This window comes from Halorubellus litoreus (assembly GCF_055378595.1).
Window position 1 is genome coordinate 888,138 of sequence record NZ_AP043836.1, and the last position, 14,153, is coordinate 902,290.

The 14,153-nt window shown below is 69.3% G+C and carries 14 protein-coding genes; 5 read left to right on the forward strand and 9 right to left on the reverse strand.

What is annotated here, in order from left to right:
- Nucleotides 1–94: 94 nt before the first annotated feature.
- Nucleotides 95–1,981, reverse strand: coding sequence for an ATP-binding protein (locus tag ACZ48X_RS08635; RefSeq protein WP_336352407.1), 1,887 nt, complete (start codon nucleotides 1,979–1,981; stop codon nucleotides 95–97).
- A gap of 235 nt (nucleotides 1,982–2,216) precedes the next feature.
- Between ACZ48X_RS08635 and ACZ48X_RS08640 the strand changes: the two genes are divergently transcribed.
- Nucleotides 2,217–2,552: a DUF7113 family protein gene (locus ACZ48X_RS08640; protein WP_336352408.1), complete on the forward strand. Its 336-nt coding sequence runs from the start codon at nucleotides 2,217–2,219 to the stop codon at nucleotides 2,550–2,552.
- 21 nt (nucleotides 2,553–2,573) lie between these two features.
- Here the strand turns inward: ACZ48X_RS08640 and ACZ48X_RS08645 are convergent, their stop codons facing one another.
- The 4 genes from ACZ48X_RS08645 to ACZ48X_RS08660 form a co-directional block, all read right to left on the reverse strand.
- Nucleotides 2,574–3,476: a bile acid:sodium symporter family protein gene (locus tag ACZ48X_RS08645; protein ID WP_336352409.1), complete on the reverse strand. Its 903-nt coding sequence runs from the start codon at nucleotides 3,474–3,476 to the stop codon at nucleotides 2,574–2,576.
- A 24-nt stretch (nucleotides 3,477–3,500) separates the two neighbouring features.
- Nucleotides 3,501–3,734, reverse strand: a complete 234-nt coding sequence (locus ACZ48X_RS08650; RefSeq protein ID WP_336352410.1) for an Rdx family protein — start codon at nucleotides 3,732–3,734, stop codon at nucleotides 3,501–3,503.
- 90 nt (nucleotides 3,735–3,824) lie between these two features.
- On the reverse strand, nucleotides 3,825–5,222 hold the full coding sequence (locus tag ACZ48X_RS08655) for an FAD-binding oxidoreductase (protein ID WP_336352411.1): 1,398 nt from the start codon (nucleotides 5,220–5,222) through the stop codon (nucleotides 3,825–3,827).
- Nucleotides 5,223–5,462: 240 nt separating this feature from the next.
- Nucleotides 5,463–6,758, reverse strand: a complete 1,296-nt coding sequence (locus ACZ48X_RS08660; RefSeq protein ID WP_336352412.1) for a DNA double-strand break repair nuclease NurA — start codon at nucleotides 6,756–6,758, stop codon at nucleotides 5,463–5,465.
- A gap of 125 nt (nucleotides 6,759–6,883) precedes the next feature.
- Here ACZ48X_RS08660 and ACZ48X_RS08665 point away from each other — a divergent pair, with 125 nt between their 5' ends.
- Both ACZ48X_RS08665 and ACZ48X_RS08670 read left to right on the forward strand, forming a co-directional pair.
- On the forward strand, nucleotides 6,884–7,165 hold the full coding sequence (locus ACZ48X_RS08665; RefSeq protein ID WP_336352413.1) for a hypothetical protein: 282 nt from the start codon (nucleotides 6,884–6,886) through the stop codon (nucleotides 7,163–7,165).
- 60 nt (nucleotides 7,166–7,225) lie between these two features.
- Nucleotides 7,226–7,663, forward strand: coding sequence for a hypothetical protein (locus ACZ48X_RS08670; protein WP_336352414.1), 438 nt, complete (start codon nucleotides 7,226–7,228; stop codon nucleotides 7,661–7,663).
- A gap of 20 nt (nucleotides 7,664–7,683) precedes the next feature.
- Here the strand turns inward: ACZ48X_RS08670 and ACZ48X_RS08675 are convergent, their stop codons facing one another.
- On the reverse strand, nucleotides 7,684–8,970 hold the full coding sequence (locus ACZ48X_RS08675) for a KaiC domain-containing protein (RefSeq protein ID WP_336352415.1): 1,287 nt from the start codon (nucleotides 8,968–8,970) through the stop codon (nucleotides 7,684–7,686).
- Nucleotides 8,971–9,151: 181 nt separating this feature from the next.
- On the opposite strand from ACZ48X_RS08675, the gene ACZ48X_RS08680 reads away from it, so the two are divergent.
- Both ACZ48X_RS08680 and mptA read left to right on the forward strand, forming a co-directional pair.
- Nucleotides 9,152–9,991, forward strand: coding sequence for an NAD(+)/NADH kinase (locus ACZ48X_RS08680; protein WP_336352416.1), 840 nt, complete (start codon nucleotides 9,152–9,154; stop codon nucleotides 9,989–9,991).
- Between the two features lie 108 nt (nucleotides 9,992–10,099).
- The gene (gene mptA / locus ACZ48X_RS08685) at nucleotides 10,100–11,029 is read left to right on the forward strand and encodes a GTP cyclohydrolase MptA (protein WP_336352417.1); all 930 of its coding nucleotides are present in this window, start codon (nucleotides 10,100–10,102) and stop codon (nucleotides 11,027–11,029) included.
- 62 nt (nucleotides 11,030–11,091) lie between these two features.
- Here mptA and ACZ48X_RS08690 read toward each other — a convergent pair whose 3' ends face one another.
- From ACZ48X_RS08690 to ACZ48X_RS08700, 3 genes are all read right to left on the reverse strand, one after another.
- Complete coding sequence (locus ACZ48X_RS08690; protein ID WP_336352418.1) at nucleotides 11,092–11,337, reverse strand: hypothetical protein; 246 nt, start codon at nucleotides 11,335–11,337, stop codon at nucleotides 11,092–11,094.
- A 136-nt stretch (nucleotides 11,338–11,473) separates the two neighbouring features.
- Entirely contained in the window at nucleotides 11,474–12,277 is an 804-nt protein-coding gene (locus ACZ48X_RS08695; RefSeq protein ID WP_336352419.1) for a TrmB family transcriptional regulator, read from the reverse strand.
- A gap of 154 nt (nucleotides 12,278–12,431) precedes the next feature.
- Nucleotides 12,432–14,105, reverse strand: coding sequence for a DUF255 domain-containing protein (locus tag ACZ48X_RS08700; protein ID WP_336352420.1), 1,674 nt, complete (start codon nucleotides 14,103–14,105; stop codon nucleotides 12,432–12,434).
- Nucleotides 14,106–14,153: the final 48 nt, after the last annotated feature.

The window sequence follows — 14,153 nt, forward strand, 5'->3', positions numbered from 1 at the left end:
GTTCAGGACGGTTCAGCGGACGGAACCCGCCGACTACCGCGAGTCACCACCCGTCGATCCGGTCGCACCACGAGGCAGAGTCGCGGCGATTCCCTCAGCGACCGTGCTTCGTGAGGCACTTCGAGAGTCCCACGATCTCGACGGGTTCGGAGTTGTCCGGCGAGTACACCACCATCTGGCCTTTCTCCATGTAGGGCACCTTGTCCTCGAGGTTCCGGGGGATGTTCACCGCGGAGATGGCGTCCTCGTCGCCGAGGTTCAGGACGACGGTCGTGTTCACCTGCTTGAACACGGGGTCGGCGACGTCCTGCGGGTCCTGCGTGATGAGGAACAATCCGAGGCGTTCCTTGCGGCCCTGCTTGGCGGCGTCCGTGAACTTCGAGATGACCTTCCGCGCCTGGACGTCCTCGGCGTCCGTGAGGAAGTTGTGCGCCTCGTCCATCCCGAGCACGAGCGGCGTCTCCTTGATGCGCTCGTAGCGCGGGTCGTTCGAGAGCTTCTGGTCGACGAGCAGGCTCGCCAGCGCGAGCACGACCGTCGTCGTCTGGCGCGAATCCGTCACGTGATACGTCGGGACGACGCTCAGGCCGCCGGGGCGCACGAACTCGTTCACCATGTCCGTGATGGCGCGCGCGCTCTGGTCGAAGACGTCCCCGAACCCGTACGTCCGGCGTTTGATAGCGTCGAACGTCGCCTCGTGCACGCGCCCGCTCTCGTCGAGCTCCTCCTTCAACGCGGGGTCGTCGAGGAACGACCGGAACTGCTGGTAGGTCCCAGCGTTCCCGTAATCGTCGAAGAACCGGGAGAGCAGGAGCTTGAGCGCGGGGTACTGGTTGTCGTTCAGCCCCGCACTGGCGACGAGCCACGGCCGCGACCGCACCATCGAGAAGGGAATGGTGAACTCGACCTGCTCCGCGCGGTGATGGTCGGCGCTGTACGTCGCCGACCCGACCTTCGGCACGAACGCCGTGGTGTCCTCGACCCCGCCGTACGCGACGTCCTCGCGCTCCAGGCGCCGCCGGAACGCGTCGTCGTCGGCGACCGCCGGGTTGTCGTCGTGCATCTGCGCGTACTCGTCCTGCGGGTCGAACATCACGACCGCCGGCCGCGACTCGCGACCGCCCTCCATCGGGTACGTGCGCTCCTCGGCGAGGAACTGCCGGAGGACGTTCTTCGCGCCGTGGGTCTTCCCGCTCCCGGTGCCGCCCGCGACGAGCGTGTGCCGGAACAGGAGCGGGTCACCGTCGCCGTAGTCGTCCTTCAATCGGTAGTCGATGGTCGGCGGTTCCGCCGCGGTCCGCACCTTCTCGCCGCCGACGGAGAGGTGCCCGAGGAACACGCCGTCGTCCGGCATCTTCAATCCCGTCTTGATCTCCGCGGTGTCGCTCGCCACCCGCACCACCGTCTCCGGCTTCGGCACGCGGTCGACCATCCGCCGCTTCAACTCGCCGTCGCCTCCGGCGGCGTCGCCGCCTCCGCGCGGCGCCTCCGACGCCGCGTTGTCCCTGAAGATGACGCTCATCGGGTCGAGCGTCGCCATGAACTTGTAGTCCGCCTCGTCGATACCGTCCCGCCGCATGGCGCGGCGCGCGTGAATCTCGTTCGCGTCGTCGCTCACGAACGCCTGCTCGTACTCCAATCCCGTGATGCGACAGAACAGCTTCTCGCCGTCCGGATACGGCACCAGGAGGTACTTCCCGATACGTACCTGCGGGCGGTTCCCCGTCGTGACGTACGCCCGCAACTGCGTATCCTCCTCGCGCTCGGCGATCTGGAGGCCCGCCGACACCGCCACCGTCCCGATACCGTCGTCGCTCCCCGCCGGCGACACGTCCACGCGCTCGAAGTCGTCGCCGACGGCTGCCTCGTCACCGCCCCCGTCGGCCCCAGCACGCCGGGCGGGCCCCGACTCGCCGCCATCACCCGCGTCGTCCTCGTCGTCGTCACCAGCGAAATCCCCGAAGTCGCCGAGGTCAGTCATAGCACACCCTCACACCGCGAGCACCATACCGCTTTTCACGCACCCACGACCACGCCTCGCTCGACATCCCACTCCAGCACGCGAAATACCATCCCGTGGACGCCGAAAGACGACCAGAAACGCCGCCCTGGCGGGCACCAAACCACACGTGAAACGCCGCCCTGGCGGGCGGCGTATGCTCGTGCTGGCGGTGGGACCCACTCCCCTTATTCGGCTGCGGGCCGTCAGTCGAATTATGTTGCTAGTCCGCGGCGCTGCCGGTGGGACCGAGCTGACCGGCACCGTCTACGAGCGCGGGGAGCGCGCGCCGCAGTTCCAGGGCGCGCCCGACGAGGACGCGCCGTACGTGTGGGTGTGCGACGAGTTCTACGAGGTCGAGAGCGGCGGGAGCATCCAGGAGGTCGACGGGCGCGAGGTGCACGTCGCGTTCGACTCGCCGATGCCGCGCGGGTTCGACACGCGCGACCAGGCCGTGGAGGCCGCTCGGGAGCACGTCCGCACGCAGTTCGCGCGCATCGGCGTCGACCCCGAAGACGTCGAGGTCAGCGTCGAGAAGGTCGAGCACGCCTGAGGTCGCGACGCGACGTCGGTGCTACGTGCTGGCGAGTCGCTCGGCCAGGAGCGCGCTCGTCGTCAGCTCGACGACGCCGAACGTTACCGCGGGGAGGGTCGCGACGGTCGGGAAGCCGGCGGCGACGACGAGCGCGGCGGCGACCGCGAAGTCGCGCATCCCGACCGAGAGCGTCGTCGCGACCTTCGTCTCGCGGCTTCCGCCGGTTCCGACGAGGTACCCGAGTCCGTACCCGGCGGCGTTCAGCGCGAGCGCGCCGGCGGCGACGACCGCGGTCAGGGCCGGGGCGTCCCGCAGGAGGTCTGCGTTCGCGGCGGCGACACCGCCGATGATGACGATCACCGCGACCGCGGACACCGAGCTGTAGACGTCCTCGTGTGCGCCGACGCGCTCGTCGAACGCGTGCCGGAGTCCGATGGCGGCACCCATCGGCGCGATGACCGCGAGCGCCAGCCCTTCGATTATCGCCATCGAGTCGACGGCGACGGCGTCGCCGACGAACGTCGCGAGCGCGAGCGGGACGAGCGCGGTCGCGCCGACGCCGGCGACGACGAGCACGACCATCGCGAGCGCCGTGTCGCCGCCCGCGAGTTCGGTCATCGTCGGCGTCACGAGTTCGGGCGTCACCGCGCCGAGCACCACGAACCCGGCGACGAGCGCCGGCGAGAGGTCGAGTGCAACCGCGATGGCGAACGCCAGGGCGGGCATCGCGACGTGACCGACGAGCGCGCCCGCGACGCCCCGGCCGTCCACGGCCCGGAACCGGTCGACGGTGAGCGTGAGCGAGACGCTCCCGACCATCACCGCGAGGATCGGCGTCGCGTAGTCGGTGACGACGGAGAGTTCCGGGACGAGGACGCCCACGGCGACTGCGGCGAGCACCCACCACAGGAGGTTGTCGTCGACTATCGAACCCCACTCCATCCTACCGCCCTACTGCGGTGAGACTCACGCGACCGCGTCGCCGATGCGCTCGACGATGGCGTCGCGGTCGTAGGCCTCCTCGTCGGTGTCCAGGATCACTTCGTCGTCTGTCCGCACCTCGAAGACCCCGCCACCGCCGGGGACGAGACCCACGGAATCGACGGCGTCCGCGTGCGCGTCGAGGATGGCGTCGGCCGTCTCCAGGGCGTTCGCTCTGTGACCACACGGAACGCAGTACTCGATCTCGAGCGCTGCCATGGTCGTCCCTCGTCACGCCACGTATGTAAAAACAGCCCGGGCGTGCGCGCACTGGACGGCCGAACCAGCCCGGCCGTCCGGGGGCGACGGTCACTCGCTGGGTTCGACGTTGTGGTTCAGCCGGAAGACGTTCTCGGGGTCCCACTTCGTCTTGACCTCGACCATCCGGTCGTAGTTCTCGCGGTACGCGGCCTGCTGGTCACCGTCCGTCTCGGAGACGAAGTTCGCGTAAACGCCGCCCGTCGAGTGGGGCGTCATCGCCTCGTGCATGTCGCGCGCCCAGGCGATGCACTCCTCGTCCTGTTCGGGGTCGGTCCACTGCGTGTGGAGGTTCATCACGAACTCGGCGTCGCGGTGGGGATAGGCCGTCGCGTCGACCGGCCGTTCGTTGATCGCGCCGCCGAGTTGTGCACACGCGATTTCCGTGAGTTCGGTGGGAATCGTCTCGCCGAACTCGACGAACGTCTCGATCATCCCGTCGGTCAACTCGAGGAAGTTGTGGGACTTCCAGTAGTTCCGGTTCCCGGCCGGACCCAGTCCGTCGAACGCCTGTTGCCACCCCGCGTAGGGGTGGGGCCCGACCGCGTCGGCGACCGGGTCGCCGATGTCGCGCCACGGCTGGAGCGCTTGCTCCGCGTCACTGATATCGCCGGCGTAGAACGCCGCGAGGATGAGGACCCGCTCGCCGTGCCACTCCGCGGGGATGGCCTCGAGCGGGGGTGCGTCCCGGATGACGAACCAGACCGCCACCTCGTCGGGGGCGTCCGCAGCCAGTCTCCGGTGTTCCTTCAGGACCATCTCGGCGTCGTCGAACGGGTAGACGATCGGGCCAGACAGCACCTCAGGGCCGACCTCGTGCAGTTGGAACTCGAAGGACGTCACGATCCCGAAGTTCCCACCGCCGCCGCGGATCCCCCAGAAGAGGTCCGGGTTCTCGTCCTCGCTCGCGTGAACGAGTTCGCCGTCGGCGGTGACGACGTCCGCCGAGATGAGATTGTCCACGGTGAGACCGTGCTTGCGCGAGAGCCAGCCCCAGCCGCCGCCGAGGGTGAGTCCGGCGACGCCCGTCGTCGAGTTGTAGCCCGCGGGCGTCGCGAGCCCGAACGCCTGGGTCTCGTGGTCGAGTTCGTTCAGGACCACGCCCGGTTCGACGCGCGCGGTCTTCGCGTCCGGGTCGACCCGGACCGCGTTCATCCGCGACAGGTCGATCATGAAGGCGTCGTCCTGGACGGCGCGTCCGGCGATGTTGTGCCCGCCGCCTTTCACGGAGATGGTGTGGTCGTGTTCTCGCGCGAATTTCACCGCCGCGATGACGTCCGCGGGCCCGGCGCACTGCGCGACGAGCGCGGGGTGTTCGTCTATCATCGCGTTCCAGACGGTTCGGGCCTCGTCGTAGCCCTCGTCGCCGGGGCGGATGACGGTGCCGCGGAACGCCGCCGCGAAGTCGGTGATGGCCTGGTCGTCGGTCTTGGGTGTCGTTAGGGACATGTTCGATTCTTCACTCCGAGTGTACTACGCGACGTGAGGGTGTGAAGGAGAGACATTTTCACACTGAAGTGGTGTACTCCGGAACCGGATGACACGCGACCGCAGGACGTCGCCGCCGGGACGGTCTCGGCGCTGTCTGCGGGTTCCTGCTCGGGCGTCGTCGCCGTGGACCACTCGTCGCCCCAGCGGACGTCGTCGCCGCTGACTACTCGTCGCCCCAGCGGACGTCGTCGCCGCTGACTACTCGTCGCCCCAGCGGACGTCGTCGTACTGGCGGGCGCGCCGGGACTGGAACGTCTCCTCGAGGGTCTCGCGGAGCGAGCGCTTCTCGCGGCCGCCGATCTTCGCGAGTTCGTCGGCTTTCCCGACTGCCAGGGGTGGGCCGCGTTCCGCGGCGACGGACGCGAGCGCCCACTGCTGGAGGGCGTCGCGCTGGCTCTCGTGGCGCGTGACGGCGTAGGGCGCTTCGAGCCGGTAGAGGACGTCCGTCCGCGGGTCGTATATCGCGCAGAACGTCACCTCGTACGCTTCGTCGTCGAGGCGGCGGTCGACGCCGAGGGCGTCGCCGTGCCGGGAGAGCACGCGGTCGGTGCCGCCGCGGGAGACGAACCACGACGTCGCGGTGAGCGCGCTCGTGTCGCGCTCGAACCGCCGCGGCGTCGGGCCGTCGTCGTCGGCGTCGCGCGCGTCCTCGTCGGCGACCATCTCGCCGCGTTCGAGGAGGCGTTTGAACATCGCGGCGTCGTCCACCCACGGCGCCTGCCCGAACGAGTCCCGGACGACGCGCGTGATGGCGTTCCCCGCGGGGTTCTTCACGAACCCGACGAGTGGCACGTCCTTCTCGACGAACCGCTCGACGAGTCGGACGTAGTTCTCGACGACCTCCTCGGGCTGGTCCTCCTCCTCGAGCACCGTCTTGAGTTCGGGGTGCTGGTCGGCCCACCGCAGGAGGCCGGTCGGGTAGATGGGGCCGTCGAGGACGAGGAGGTCGTCGACGACGTCAGCGTTCGTGCGCGCGTGCTCGGATTCGGCGCGGTACAGGCTGAGTGCGTGCACGACGCCTTCCTCGAAGCGGTTGACGCGGGGCGCTTGCCGTATCTGCGTGCGGACGTAGCCGGCGTCGTTCATCGTCCAGTCGTCCTCGTCGAACGCGACGGTCGCGTCCGCGGAGTGGACGGTCATGACCATCGTCCGGCCGCGGTGGAGGTCGAGGTCGCTCGGCGTCGCGCTCATCGCGGCTTGCGCGATGTCGAGCACGAGCCCGTTCGAGAACGTCGTCGGGTTGATGGTGCCGGCGTCGAGCCCGTGCACGGAGTCGAAGTCGGTGTCGGCGAGCGCGACGTCCTCGACGTCCGCGACGAGCCGGCGCTGGTCGTCGAGCGGTTCGAGGACGCGGTCGCCGTCGTGCACGAGCGGGTCGAGGTACTCGGTCCAGACGGTCTCGGCGACGTCGCGGTGGTCGGACTCGTCGACGTCGTACTGGATGCGCTTGGCGAGGCGCGCGATGCCCTCGTAGTGCACGGGGTCGAGCGTCACGTCGCGTGGGTGGTCGCGGGCGCGCTTAAGCGCCGTGGTCGTCGGTGGTGGTTCCTGCGTTTACTCGCGACCGAACTAATTTCTATCAACGTGTTTATGTTTCTGCGGGCGCGAGCGTCGGGTAGATGAGCGACCCCGCGACCCCCGAGCGCGGCAGCGAGGACCCGGTCGACTGGCGGCGCACCGACGACGGCGTCCGCCTCTTCGACCCCGACAACGACGACGCCTGGATCGAGGTCACGTTCGAGGCCGGCGTCCCCCCAGAGAAACGCCTGTTCATGGTCTGCGACGACTGCGGCGCCGTCGCCGCCCAGCGCACCCGCCCGGGTCGCGCCAGCGTCTGCGCGGACTGCGGCACCGAACACGACCACGAACCCCGTCGGCCGCCCGAACAGACGCGCGAGTAACCCACCTCCTTCCCGGTCGCGTCCGACCGTTTCTTGCCCGTCGCGCCCGACCGTTCGCGTATGCCATCCGACGACGCCACCGACCGCGAACCCCGGACCATCGCGGTCAGCGAACGCGTCCACGACCACCTCCAGGCGATGGGGATGCCCGACGAGTCCGAAAGCGAGACCCTCGAACGCCTCCTCGGCCTCAGTCCCGACCCCGCGACCCTCGGCGCCGACGACCTGTCGACGCCACTCCCCGACGACCCGGTCGTCCCAGATGCACTCGCCGCTGACCCGACGACGGACGCGACCGCGGTCGACCCCGACGAGATACCCGACCCCGACGTCGCACCCGCCGACGTCGACGCCGCACTCGGCGAACTCGCCGCCATCCTCGACCCCGACGACCGCGAACGAACGGAGGCACTCCTCGAGCGGATAGCGGCCGCCGACCCCGAGGAACTCGACGGCATCGTCGCCGCGCTCGAGGACGACACCGAAGAGAGCGAGTAGCCCGCCGCGGCGCGCGACGCCTAGAAGATGTTCGCCTGCCGGTACACCGAGATGCCCTCGTTCGTTATCTCGTAGGGCTTGGTCTCCCGGGAGTGATTCGCGTCCCGTATCTTCTGTATCTCGATGGCGAGCCGCGTCTCCCGGAAGTCGTCCGGGCGAACGTACTGGAGGACGAACACGGCGTCCGTGAGGTACTCGACGATACCGTGCCGGCTCGTGTACGAGTGCTCGTCAGACGCCTCACTCGTCAGCATCGTCGTCACGCCCGCGTTCTTCAGGGAGTTCGTGAAGTCGTAGATCTCGTTCCGGCGTCTCGCGCGGTCGTCGTACATCATCTCCAGCAGCGACACCGAGTCCAGGACGAGCCGGGTCGCGTCGAAGGACTCGATGAGTCGCGGGAGCTCCGAGCGGATGGACCGCAGCGAGTTCGCCATCTCGACGGGGTCCAGGTCGACGACGGCGAGCTGGCCGTTGTCGGCGTACTCGTCGAAGTTCAATCCCTTCTCCGTCGCGGAGTTGATGACGCGTTCGCGGGACTCCTCGAGCGTGATGTAGATGCCGCGTTCGCCCTGCTCGAGCGCCTCGTGGAGGAACTGGAGCGCGAACGTCGTCTTCCCGGTGCCCGCGGACCCGATGGTGACCATCAGCGAGCGCTCGGGGACGCCGCCCTGTATCATCTCGTCGAGCCCGTCGATACCGAGGTCGATGCGTGGCAGGTCCGTCTCGTACTCCTCCTCGGCGTCGAACCCGCCGCCGCCTCCCATCCCGAAATCGCCGCCTCCCATGCCGAAGTCGTCGTCGACCCCCATCCCGAACTCGTCGTCGACGTCCAGGTCGCCACCCATTCCGAACTCGCCGCCGGAGAAACCACCGCCGGGGTCGACCGTCCCGCCGGAATCACCGGGCGCGCCCCCTGGGCCGCCACTCGGGCCGGCGACGTCCGGCGCGTCACCCATCGCCGCCGCGAAGTCGTCGTCGAACAGCCCACCGCCCGAACCGTCCTCGTCGACGTCGTCACCCGAATCGTCGTCGTTCGCGGCCGGCGACGACCCGCGCTCGGCGCGGTCCACGAGGTCGGCGTCGACGGCCGCCTCGCTCGACGGCTCGTTCGCGTCACCGCCGCTGGGAGCACTGGCAGCGTCGCCGTCGACTTCCGGTTCCGTGGCGTCCTCGTTCGCGGCGCCTGGCGCGTCGACGTCGTCGCTATCGACGTCGTCGCCGGCCCACTCGTCCCAGTCGTCGGGGGCGTTCTCCGGCGGCTCCTCGAGTGCGCGCTCGAACCAGTCCTCGTCGTCGTCCTCGCTCATCGTCGATAGGACTCGCACGACCACATCGAGGGCCGCGCGAGCGTGCGTGTGCCGAGCGACGGGGGCGAAACGTATCAACCTTGTTGCTGTCGGCGACGGCCGCGATATCGCAACCAGCGACGGTCGCGACCGGTCACCTCACGACGCGGGGTTTTTCACCGGGCGGGTGGTAGGCGGGGACATGCACGTAGGTGTCGTCGCCCAGAAAGGGAACGTGCGCGCCGCGGGGCTCGCCGGCGAGCTCCGCGACGAACTCCGCACCCGCGACGTCGCCGTCGCCGTCGACGAGGCGACCGCGAGCGAACTCGGCGTCGACGGCGTTCCCGCCGACGAGATGCGAGCGTGCGACCTCGTCTGCAGTATCGGCGGCGACGGCACCTTCCTCTACGCGGCCCGTGGCGCGAACTCCGTCCCCATCCTCGGCGTGAACCTCGGCGAGGTCGGGTTCCTGAACGCCGTGTCGCCCGAGGACGCCCACGACGCGCTCGTCGCGGAGGTCGAGCGGTTCCGCGAGACGGGGACGGTTCGGTCGCGCGCGCTCCCGCGGCTCGCCGCGACCGGCACGGGCGAGGACGGCGACGAGTGGTCGCTCGCGCCCGCGGTGAACGAGATCGTCGTCCAGGGCCCCCAGCGCGGGCACGGCGCCGGCGCCGGGTTCGAGGTGCGCGTCGACGGCGAACTCTACTCGGGCGGGCACGCCGACGGCGTGCTCGTCGCGACCGCGACCGGGTCGACGGCGTACAACCTCAGCGAGGGCGGCCCGCTCGTCGCTCCCGCTGCCGGCGACTACGTCGTCACGGAGATGTGCGCGACCGACGCGATGCCGTCGCTCGTCCTGTCGCGCGACCAGACCGTCACGGTCCGCGTCGACGAAGCCGACTGCGCGCACGTCATCAGCGACGGCCGGGAGACCCGCGAGCTCGACCCGCCGGCGGCCGTCGAGGTCGGGACCGCCGAGGACCCCGTGCGGGTCGCGGGGCCGCCCGTGAACTTCTTCGAGGCCCTCAACAAGCTCGACTGACTGCGCGGAGAACGACAGCGTGACGCCCGCTCGAGTCCGATAGTCGGGTTCTCGCGGTCGGTTCCCCCTTCGTTAGGTACAAACATCCGTCGCACCTTCCTTGGAGCAATGAGTCAGGAACTGCCGGACGTCCAGGCGTCGAGCCCGGACGTCACCGTCGGCCTCAACCAGGTCGGGGTCACGGGCGTCGAGAAGCTCGTGAAGCTCGCCCGGCCCGAGAAGCGACCGATCGTCCTCATGGCGGAGTTCGAGGTGTTCGTCGACCTGCCGTCGTGGCGGAAGGGTGCGGACATGAGTCGGAACATGGAGGTCATCGACGAGACCCTGGAGGCGGCGACGCGAGACGAGGCGTACCGCGTCGAGGACGTCTGCGGTGACGCCGCCGAGCGCTTGCTCGACAAGCACGACTACACGAGCAAGGCCGAGGTACGGATGGAGGCGGAACTCGTGACGCGCGAGCAGACGCCGGCGAGCGACCGGGAGACCCAGAGCACGGTGGACGTCATCGCCGGCGCGACCGCGACCGAGGAGGGCACTCGCGAGGAGGTCGGGGCGCGCGTCGTCGGGATGACGGTGTGTCCGTGCTCGCAGGGGATGAGCGCCGCGCGAGCGCGGTCGGTGCTCGACGACCTCGGCGTCGACGACGACACCGCCGAGGCGTTCCTCGACGAGGTGCCGCAGCCGGGGCACAGCCAGCGCGGGCACGCGACGCTCACCGTCGAGACCGACGGCGCACCCGAGGTCGACCTCATGGACCTCGTCGAGGTCGCTCGCGACTCGATGAGCGCGCGCATCTACAACCTCGCGAAGCGCCCGGACGAGGACCACATGACCTACGAGAGCCACTCGAACGCGAAGTTCGTCGAGGACTGCGTGCGGTCGATGGCCGAGGGCGTCGCGCGAGAGTTCCCGGACCTCGCCGACGACGCCATCGTCACGATGAAGCAGTCAAACGACGAATCCATCCACCAGCACAACGCGCACGCCGAACGCGTCGCCGAGGTCGGAACGCTCCGCGACGAGCTCGCGGACGGCTGAACGGTTCGACTGCTGGCCGCGACGCGGACCCGTCTCGATGCTCGCCGCGACGCGGACCGTTCTCAGTGCCGACTGACGTGGTACAGTATCCCCCAGAGGAACGACAGGCCGACCATCACGACGATCGTTCCGGCGAACTGCCTGCTCGCCGGGACCGCCAGCCCGAGCTGTCGGAGCGTTCCGATGACGAGCAGTGAGAGTTCGGCGAGCGGCGGGAGGAGCTCCCAGACGAACTTCGAGAACATCGTGCCGATGAGGAGCGTCGCGAACGCCGCGAACCCGTGCGAGGCACCCGTTGTCGCTGGCATACCGCTACCTGACAGCAGCCACGAACAAAACTGTATCGTCCGTTGACCTGTTCGGCGACCGTTCGACTGTCGCGCCGAGCGCGTGAGGTGCTGGTTCGCCGCCGCCGAAACGAGAGAACGGCGCTCGCAGTGTCCTTCAGAACGAGAGCGGTTCCGCGCTCTGCCACGTCGGGTTGAACTGGTCGAAGACGTCCGCGGCGAACTCGGGGTCCTTGAGGTCGATCATCGCGAACGCTTCGGTGCCGCCGAGCGGGTTCGGGACCTGGATGACGACCTCGATGTCGTCGATGAGGTTGAACGTCCCGGTGACCTCCTCGCTCGTGCGGACGTTGAAGTTCGGGTCGTCCGTGAGCCGGTTCCGGTAGCGGCGGCCGACCTCCTCGCTGAGGGACGCGACCATCTCGCGAGTCATGAGGACGTCGACGTCGACGCCGCGTTCGAGGGCGTTCTCCATCTCCTCGATGATGGATTCACCGATCTCGGCGACGTTGAACTGCGGGCTCGGGTCGCTCGCGACCATCACGATGCGGTCGTCCGCGGCCGTGAGGCGTTCGAGGAGGAGGTCCGTGGTCTCCTCCTGGCCGACGGCCGCGGTCCAGAACTGCTCCTCGACGGGTTCGGCGGCGTCGAGCTCGTCGCTGAGTTCGTCGACGATGTTCTGGTACTGCTCGGCCTTCTCCTCGAGTTCGCGTTTCTTGTCCTCGAGGAGGCGGTCGAGGGCGGTCGCGGGTTCGACCGCGACGTACTTCTTCGGGCGCGACGCGGTCTGGCTGCGGACGAGATTGTACTGCTCGATGCTGTTCAGCACGTCGTAGATGCGACCCATCGGGACGTCGCTCGCCCGTGACAACTCTTTAGCGGTTGTCGGGCCGGTGTTGAGGAGCGCGCGGTACGCTCGCGCCTCGTACTCCGACAATCCGAGGTCTCGAAGGCTGGCCATAGTAAACCCAAACATAGTGGAGAACCATAAACACATCGGTAGTTGAAGTCCTCCAGGCGCTCGAATCCGCGCAGGCCCCCCACGAGAACTCCACGGTCGTGAAATCGCAAGCGCGTTCAGACCGTCTCTGGGGTCGTGGACCGCGCGAGCGCGCTCAGACCGTCTCCGCGACGAGGTCCGCGAGCGCCTGTGGCGAGGTCGCAGTGCCCGCGACGTCGTCGCCGCGCGCGACCTCGGCCTCGCCCGCAGCCACGTCCTCGGCGGCGGGGACGACGACCTTCTCGTGGTCGGCCATCCGGAGCGCGGCGCGATGCAGGTCGCTCCCGGCGTCGTCGCCGACGCGGATCGAAAGCGGCGACTCCAGGTACCGGGACGCGGTCGCGGCGTACGCGGCGACGCGCACCCCGAACCGGTCGGCGGCCCCGCCGAACGCCTCGAGCGCGCGCCGACCGACCGCTCGGTACTCGTCCTCGCCCGTGACGACCGCGAGGTCGAGCAACGCGTCGGCGAACTCGACGTTCCCGTCCAGCGGGTACAGCGACTCGTCGAGCAGCCCCGCACCGGACGTAGGGCCGTCGCGGAACGCGTCGTCGTCCCCGAGTTCGTCGATGGTCCAGTCAGCGACGCGACGCGCCTCGTCGACGACGTCCGCGCCCGTCACCTGGCGAGCGCGCAGGAGCGCCGACAGCACGCGCGCCTGGTCTGCGAGCACACCGACCTCGCCACGCTCCCCGGCCGACGGCCCGCCGTCAGCTGTCGCCTGCCCGTCGCCCTGCGCGACGTAGTGCGTGACAACGCCGTCCTCGCTCACGAGTTCCTCCCGGACGAAGTCGAGTGCACGGGTCGCGTACGAGCGCGCCTGCTCGTCGTCGGTGTACGCCGCGAACGCGAGGAGCGCGTCCGCCGCGAGCGCGTTCCGGTCCGCGAACACCGTCGGGTCCACGGACGGCGCGTCGTCGTCCTCGCGGCCGCTCGCGGACTGCACGTAATACGACTCGTCGGCGGCCTGACTGCCCGCGAACGCCTCGCCCGTCCAGAGCGTCGACGCGAGGTAGTCGGCGCCCGCGCTCGCCGCCTCCCGGTACGATTCGGTACCCGTGTAGAGGTACGCGTTCGCGAACGCACGAATGAGCGCGGCGTTCGAGTCCAGCAGTTTCTCGTGGTGCACGTTCGACCAGTTCGCGTTCTCCGCGAACCGATAGAACCCGCCGTCGTAGTCGTCCCGGAGGTTCGCGTCGACCGCGTCGAGCGTCCGCACCGCCTGGTCGCGCTGGCGTTTCAGCGCGAACTCGACGGTCCGGGGGAGCGGGAACTTCGCGTTGTCGGACCAGCCGCCGTGCTCGTCGTCGAACGAGTCGACGAGCTGACCGAGCATCTGCTTCTCGACGTCAGAGGTCAACTCGCCCGCTGGCGGCAGGCCCTCGCGGAGCGCGCGCGGCACCGTCCCCGCGGCCTCGCCCTTCGCGTTCCAGGCCTTCCGGACGCTCGTGAGCACCTGCCGGAACCCGTCCGGGCCGAGGTAGCCCGCGCCCGAGAGCACGCTCCCGTCGGGCGCGAGGAACACCGTCGACGGGAACCCACCCATGTTGTACCGCTCTCGGACGCGCGGGTGGCGGTCGGCGTCGACGCGAACGGGCACGAACCCGTCGTTCACGTTCGCGGCGATACGCGGCTCGTCGTACGTCTCCCGATCCATCTCGTGGCAGTGCGCGCACCACGTCGCCGAGAGCGACAGGAGCACGGGTTTCCCGGCGCGGTCCGCGACCGCGAACGCCTCCTCGCCCCACTCGCGCCACTCGACCTTCGTTGCCTCGGCGGACTCGTCCATACGAGTGATTCGGTCGGCCGTGGATAAAGGGCTTTGAAGCCGGACGCG

What these genes read in the sequence shown, in the direction of transcription:
- ACZ48X_RS08670 (WP_336352414.1), top strand. Translation starts at nt 7,226, where the DNA reads ATGCCATCCGACGACGCCACCGACCGCGAACCCCGGACCATCGCGGTC.
- ACZ48X_RS08665 (WP_336352413.1), top strand. Translation starts at nt 6,884, where the DNA reads ATGAGCGACCCCGCGACCCCCGAGCGCGGCAGCGAGGACCCGGTCGAC.
- ACZ48X_RS08690 (WP_336352418.1), bottom strand. Translation starts at nt 11,337, where the DNA reads ATGCCAGCGACAACGGGTGCCTCGCACGGGTTCGCGGCGTTCGCGACG.
- ACZ48X_RS08655 (WP_336352411.1), bottom strand. Translation starts at nt 5,222, where the DNA reads ATGTCCCTAACGACACCCAAGACCGACGACCAGGCCATCACCGACTTC.
- ACZ48X_RS08645 (WP_336352409.1), bottom strand. Translation starts at nt 3,476, where the DNA reads ATGGAGTGGGGTTCGATAGTCGACGACAACCTCCTGTGGTGGGTGCTC.
- ACZ48X_RS08635 (WP_336352407.1), bottom strand. Translation starts at nt 1,981, where the DNA reads ATGACTGACCTCGGCGACTTCGGGGATTTCGCTGGTGACGACGACGAG.
- ACZ48X_RS08700 (WP_336352420.1), bottom strand. Translation starts at nt 14,105, where the DNA reads ATGGACGAGTCCGCCGAGGCAACGAAGGTCGAGTGGCGCGAGTGGGGC.
- ACZ48X_RS08650 (WP_336352410.1), bottom strand. Translation starts at nt 3,734, where the DNA reads ATGGCAGCGCTCGAGATCGAGTACTGCGTTCCGTGTGGTCACAGAGCG.
- mptA (WP_336352417.1), top strand. Translation starts at nt 10,100, where the DNA reads ATGAGTCAGGAACTGCCGGACGTCCAGGCGTCGAGCCCGGACGTCACC.
- ACZ48X_RS08640 (WP_336352408.1), top strand. Translation starts at nt 2,217, where the DNA reads ATGTTGCTAGTCCGCGGCGCTGCCGGTGGGACCGAGCTGACCGGCACC.
- ACZ48X_RS08675 (WP_336352415.1), bottom strand. Translation starts at nt 8,970, where the DNA reads ATGAGCGAGGACGACGACGAGGACTGGTTCGAGCGCGCACTCGAGGAG.
- ACZ48X_RS08695 (WP_336352419.1), bottom strand. Translation starts at nt 12,277, where the DNA reads ATGGCCAGCCTTCGAGACCTCGGATTGTCGGAGTACGAGGCGCGAGCG.
- ACZ48X_RS08680 (WP_336352416.1), top strand. Translation starts at nt 9,152, where the DNA reads ATGCACGTAGGTGTCGTCGCCCAGAAAGGGAACGTGCGCGCCGCGGGG.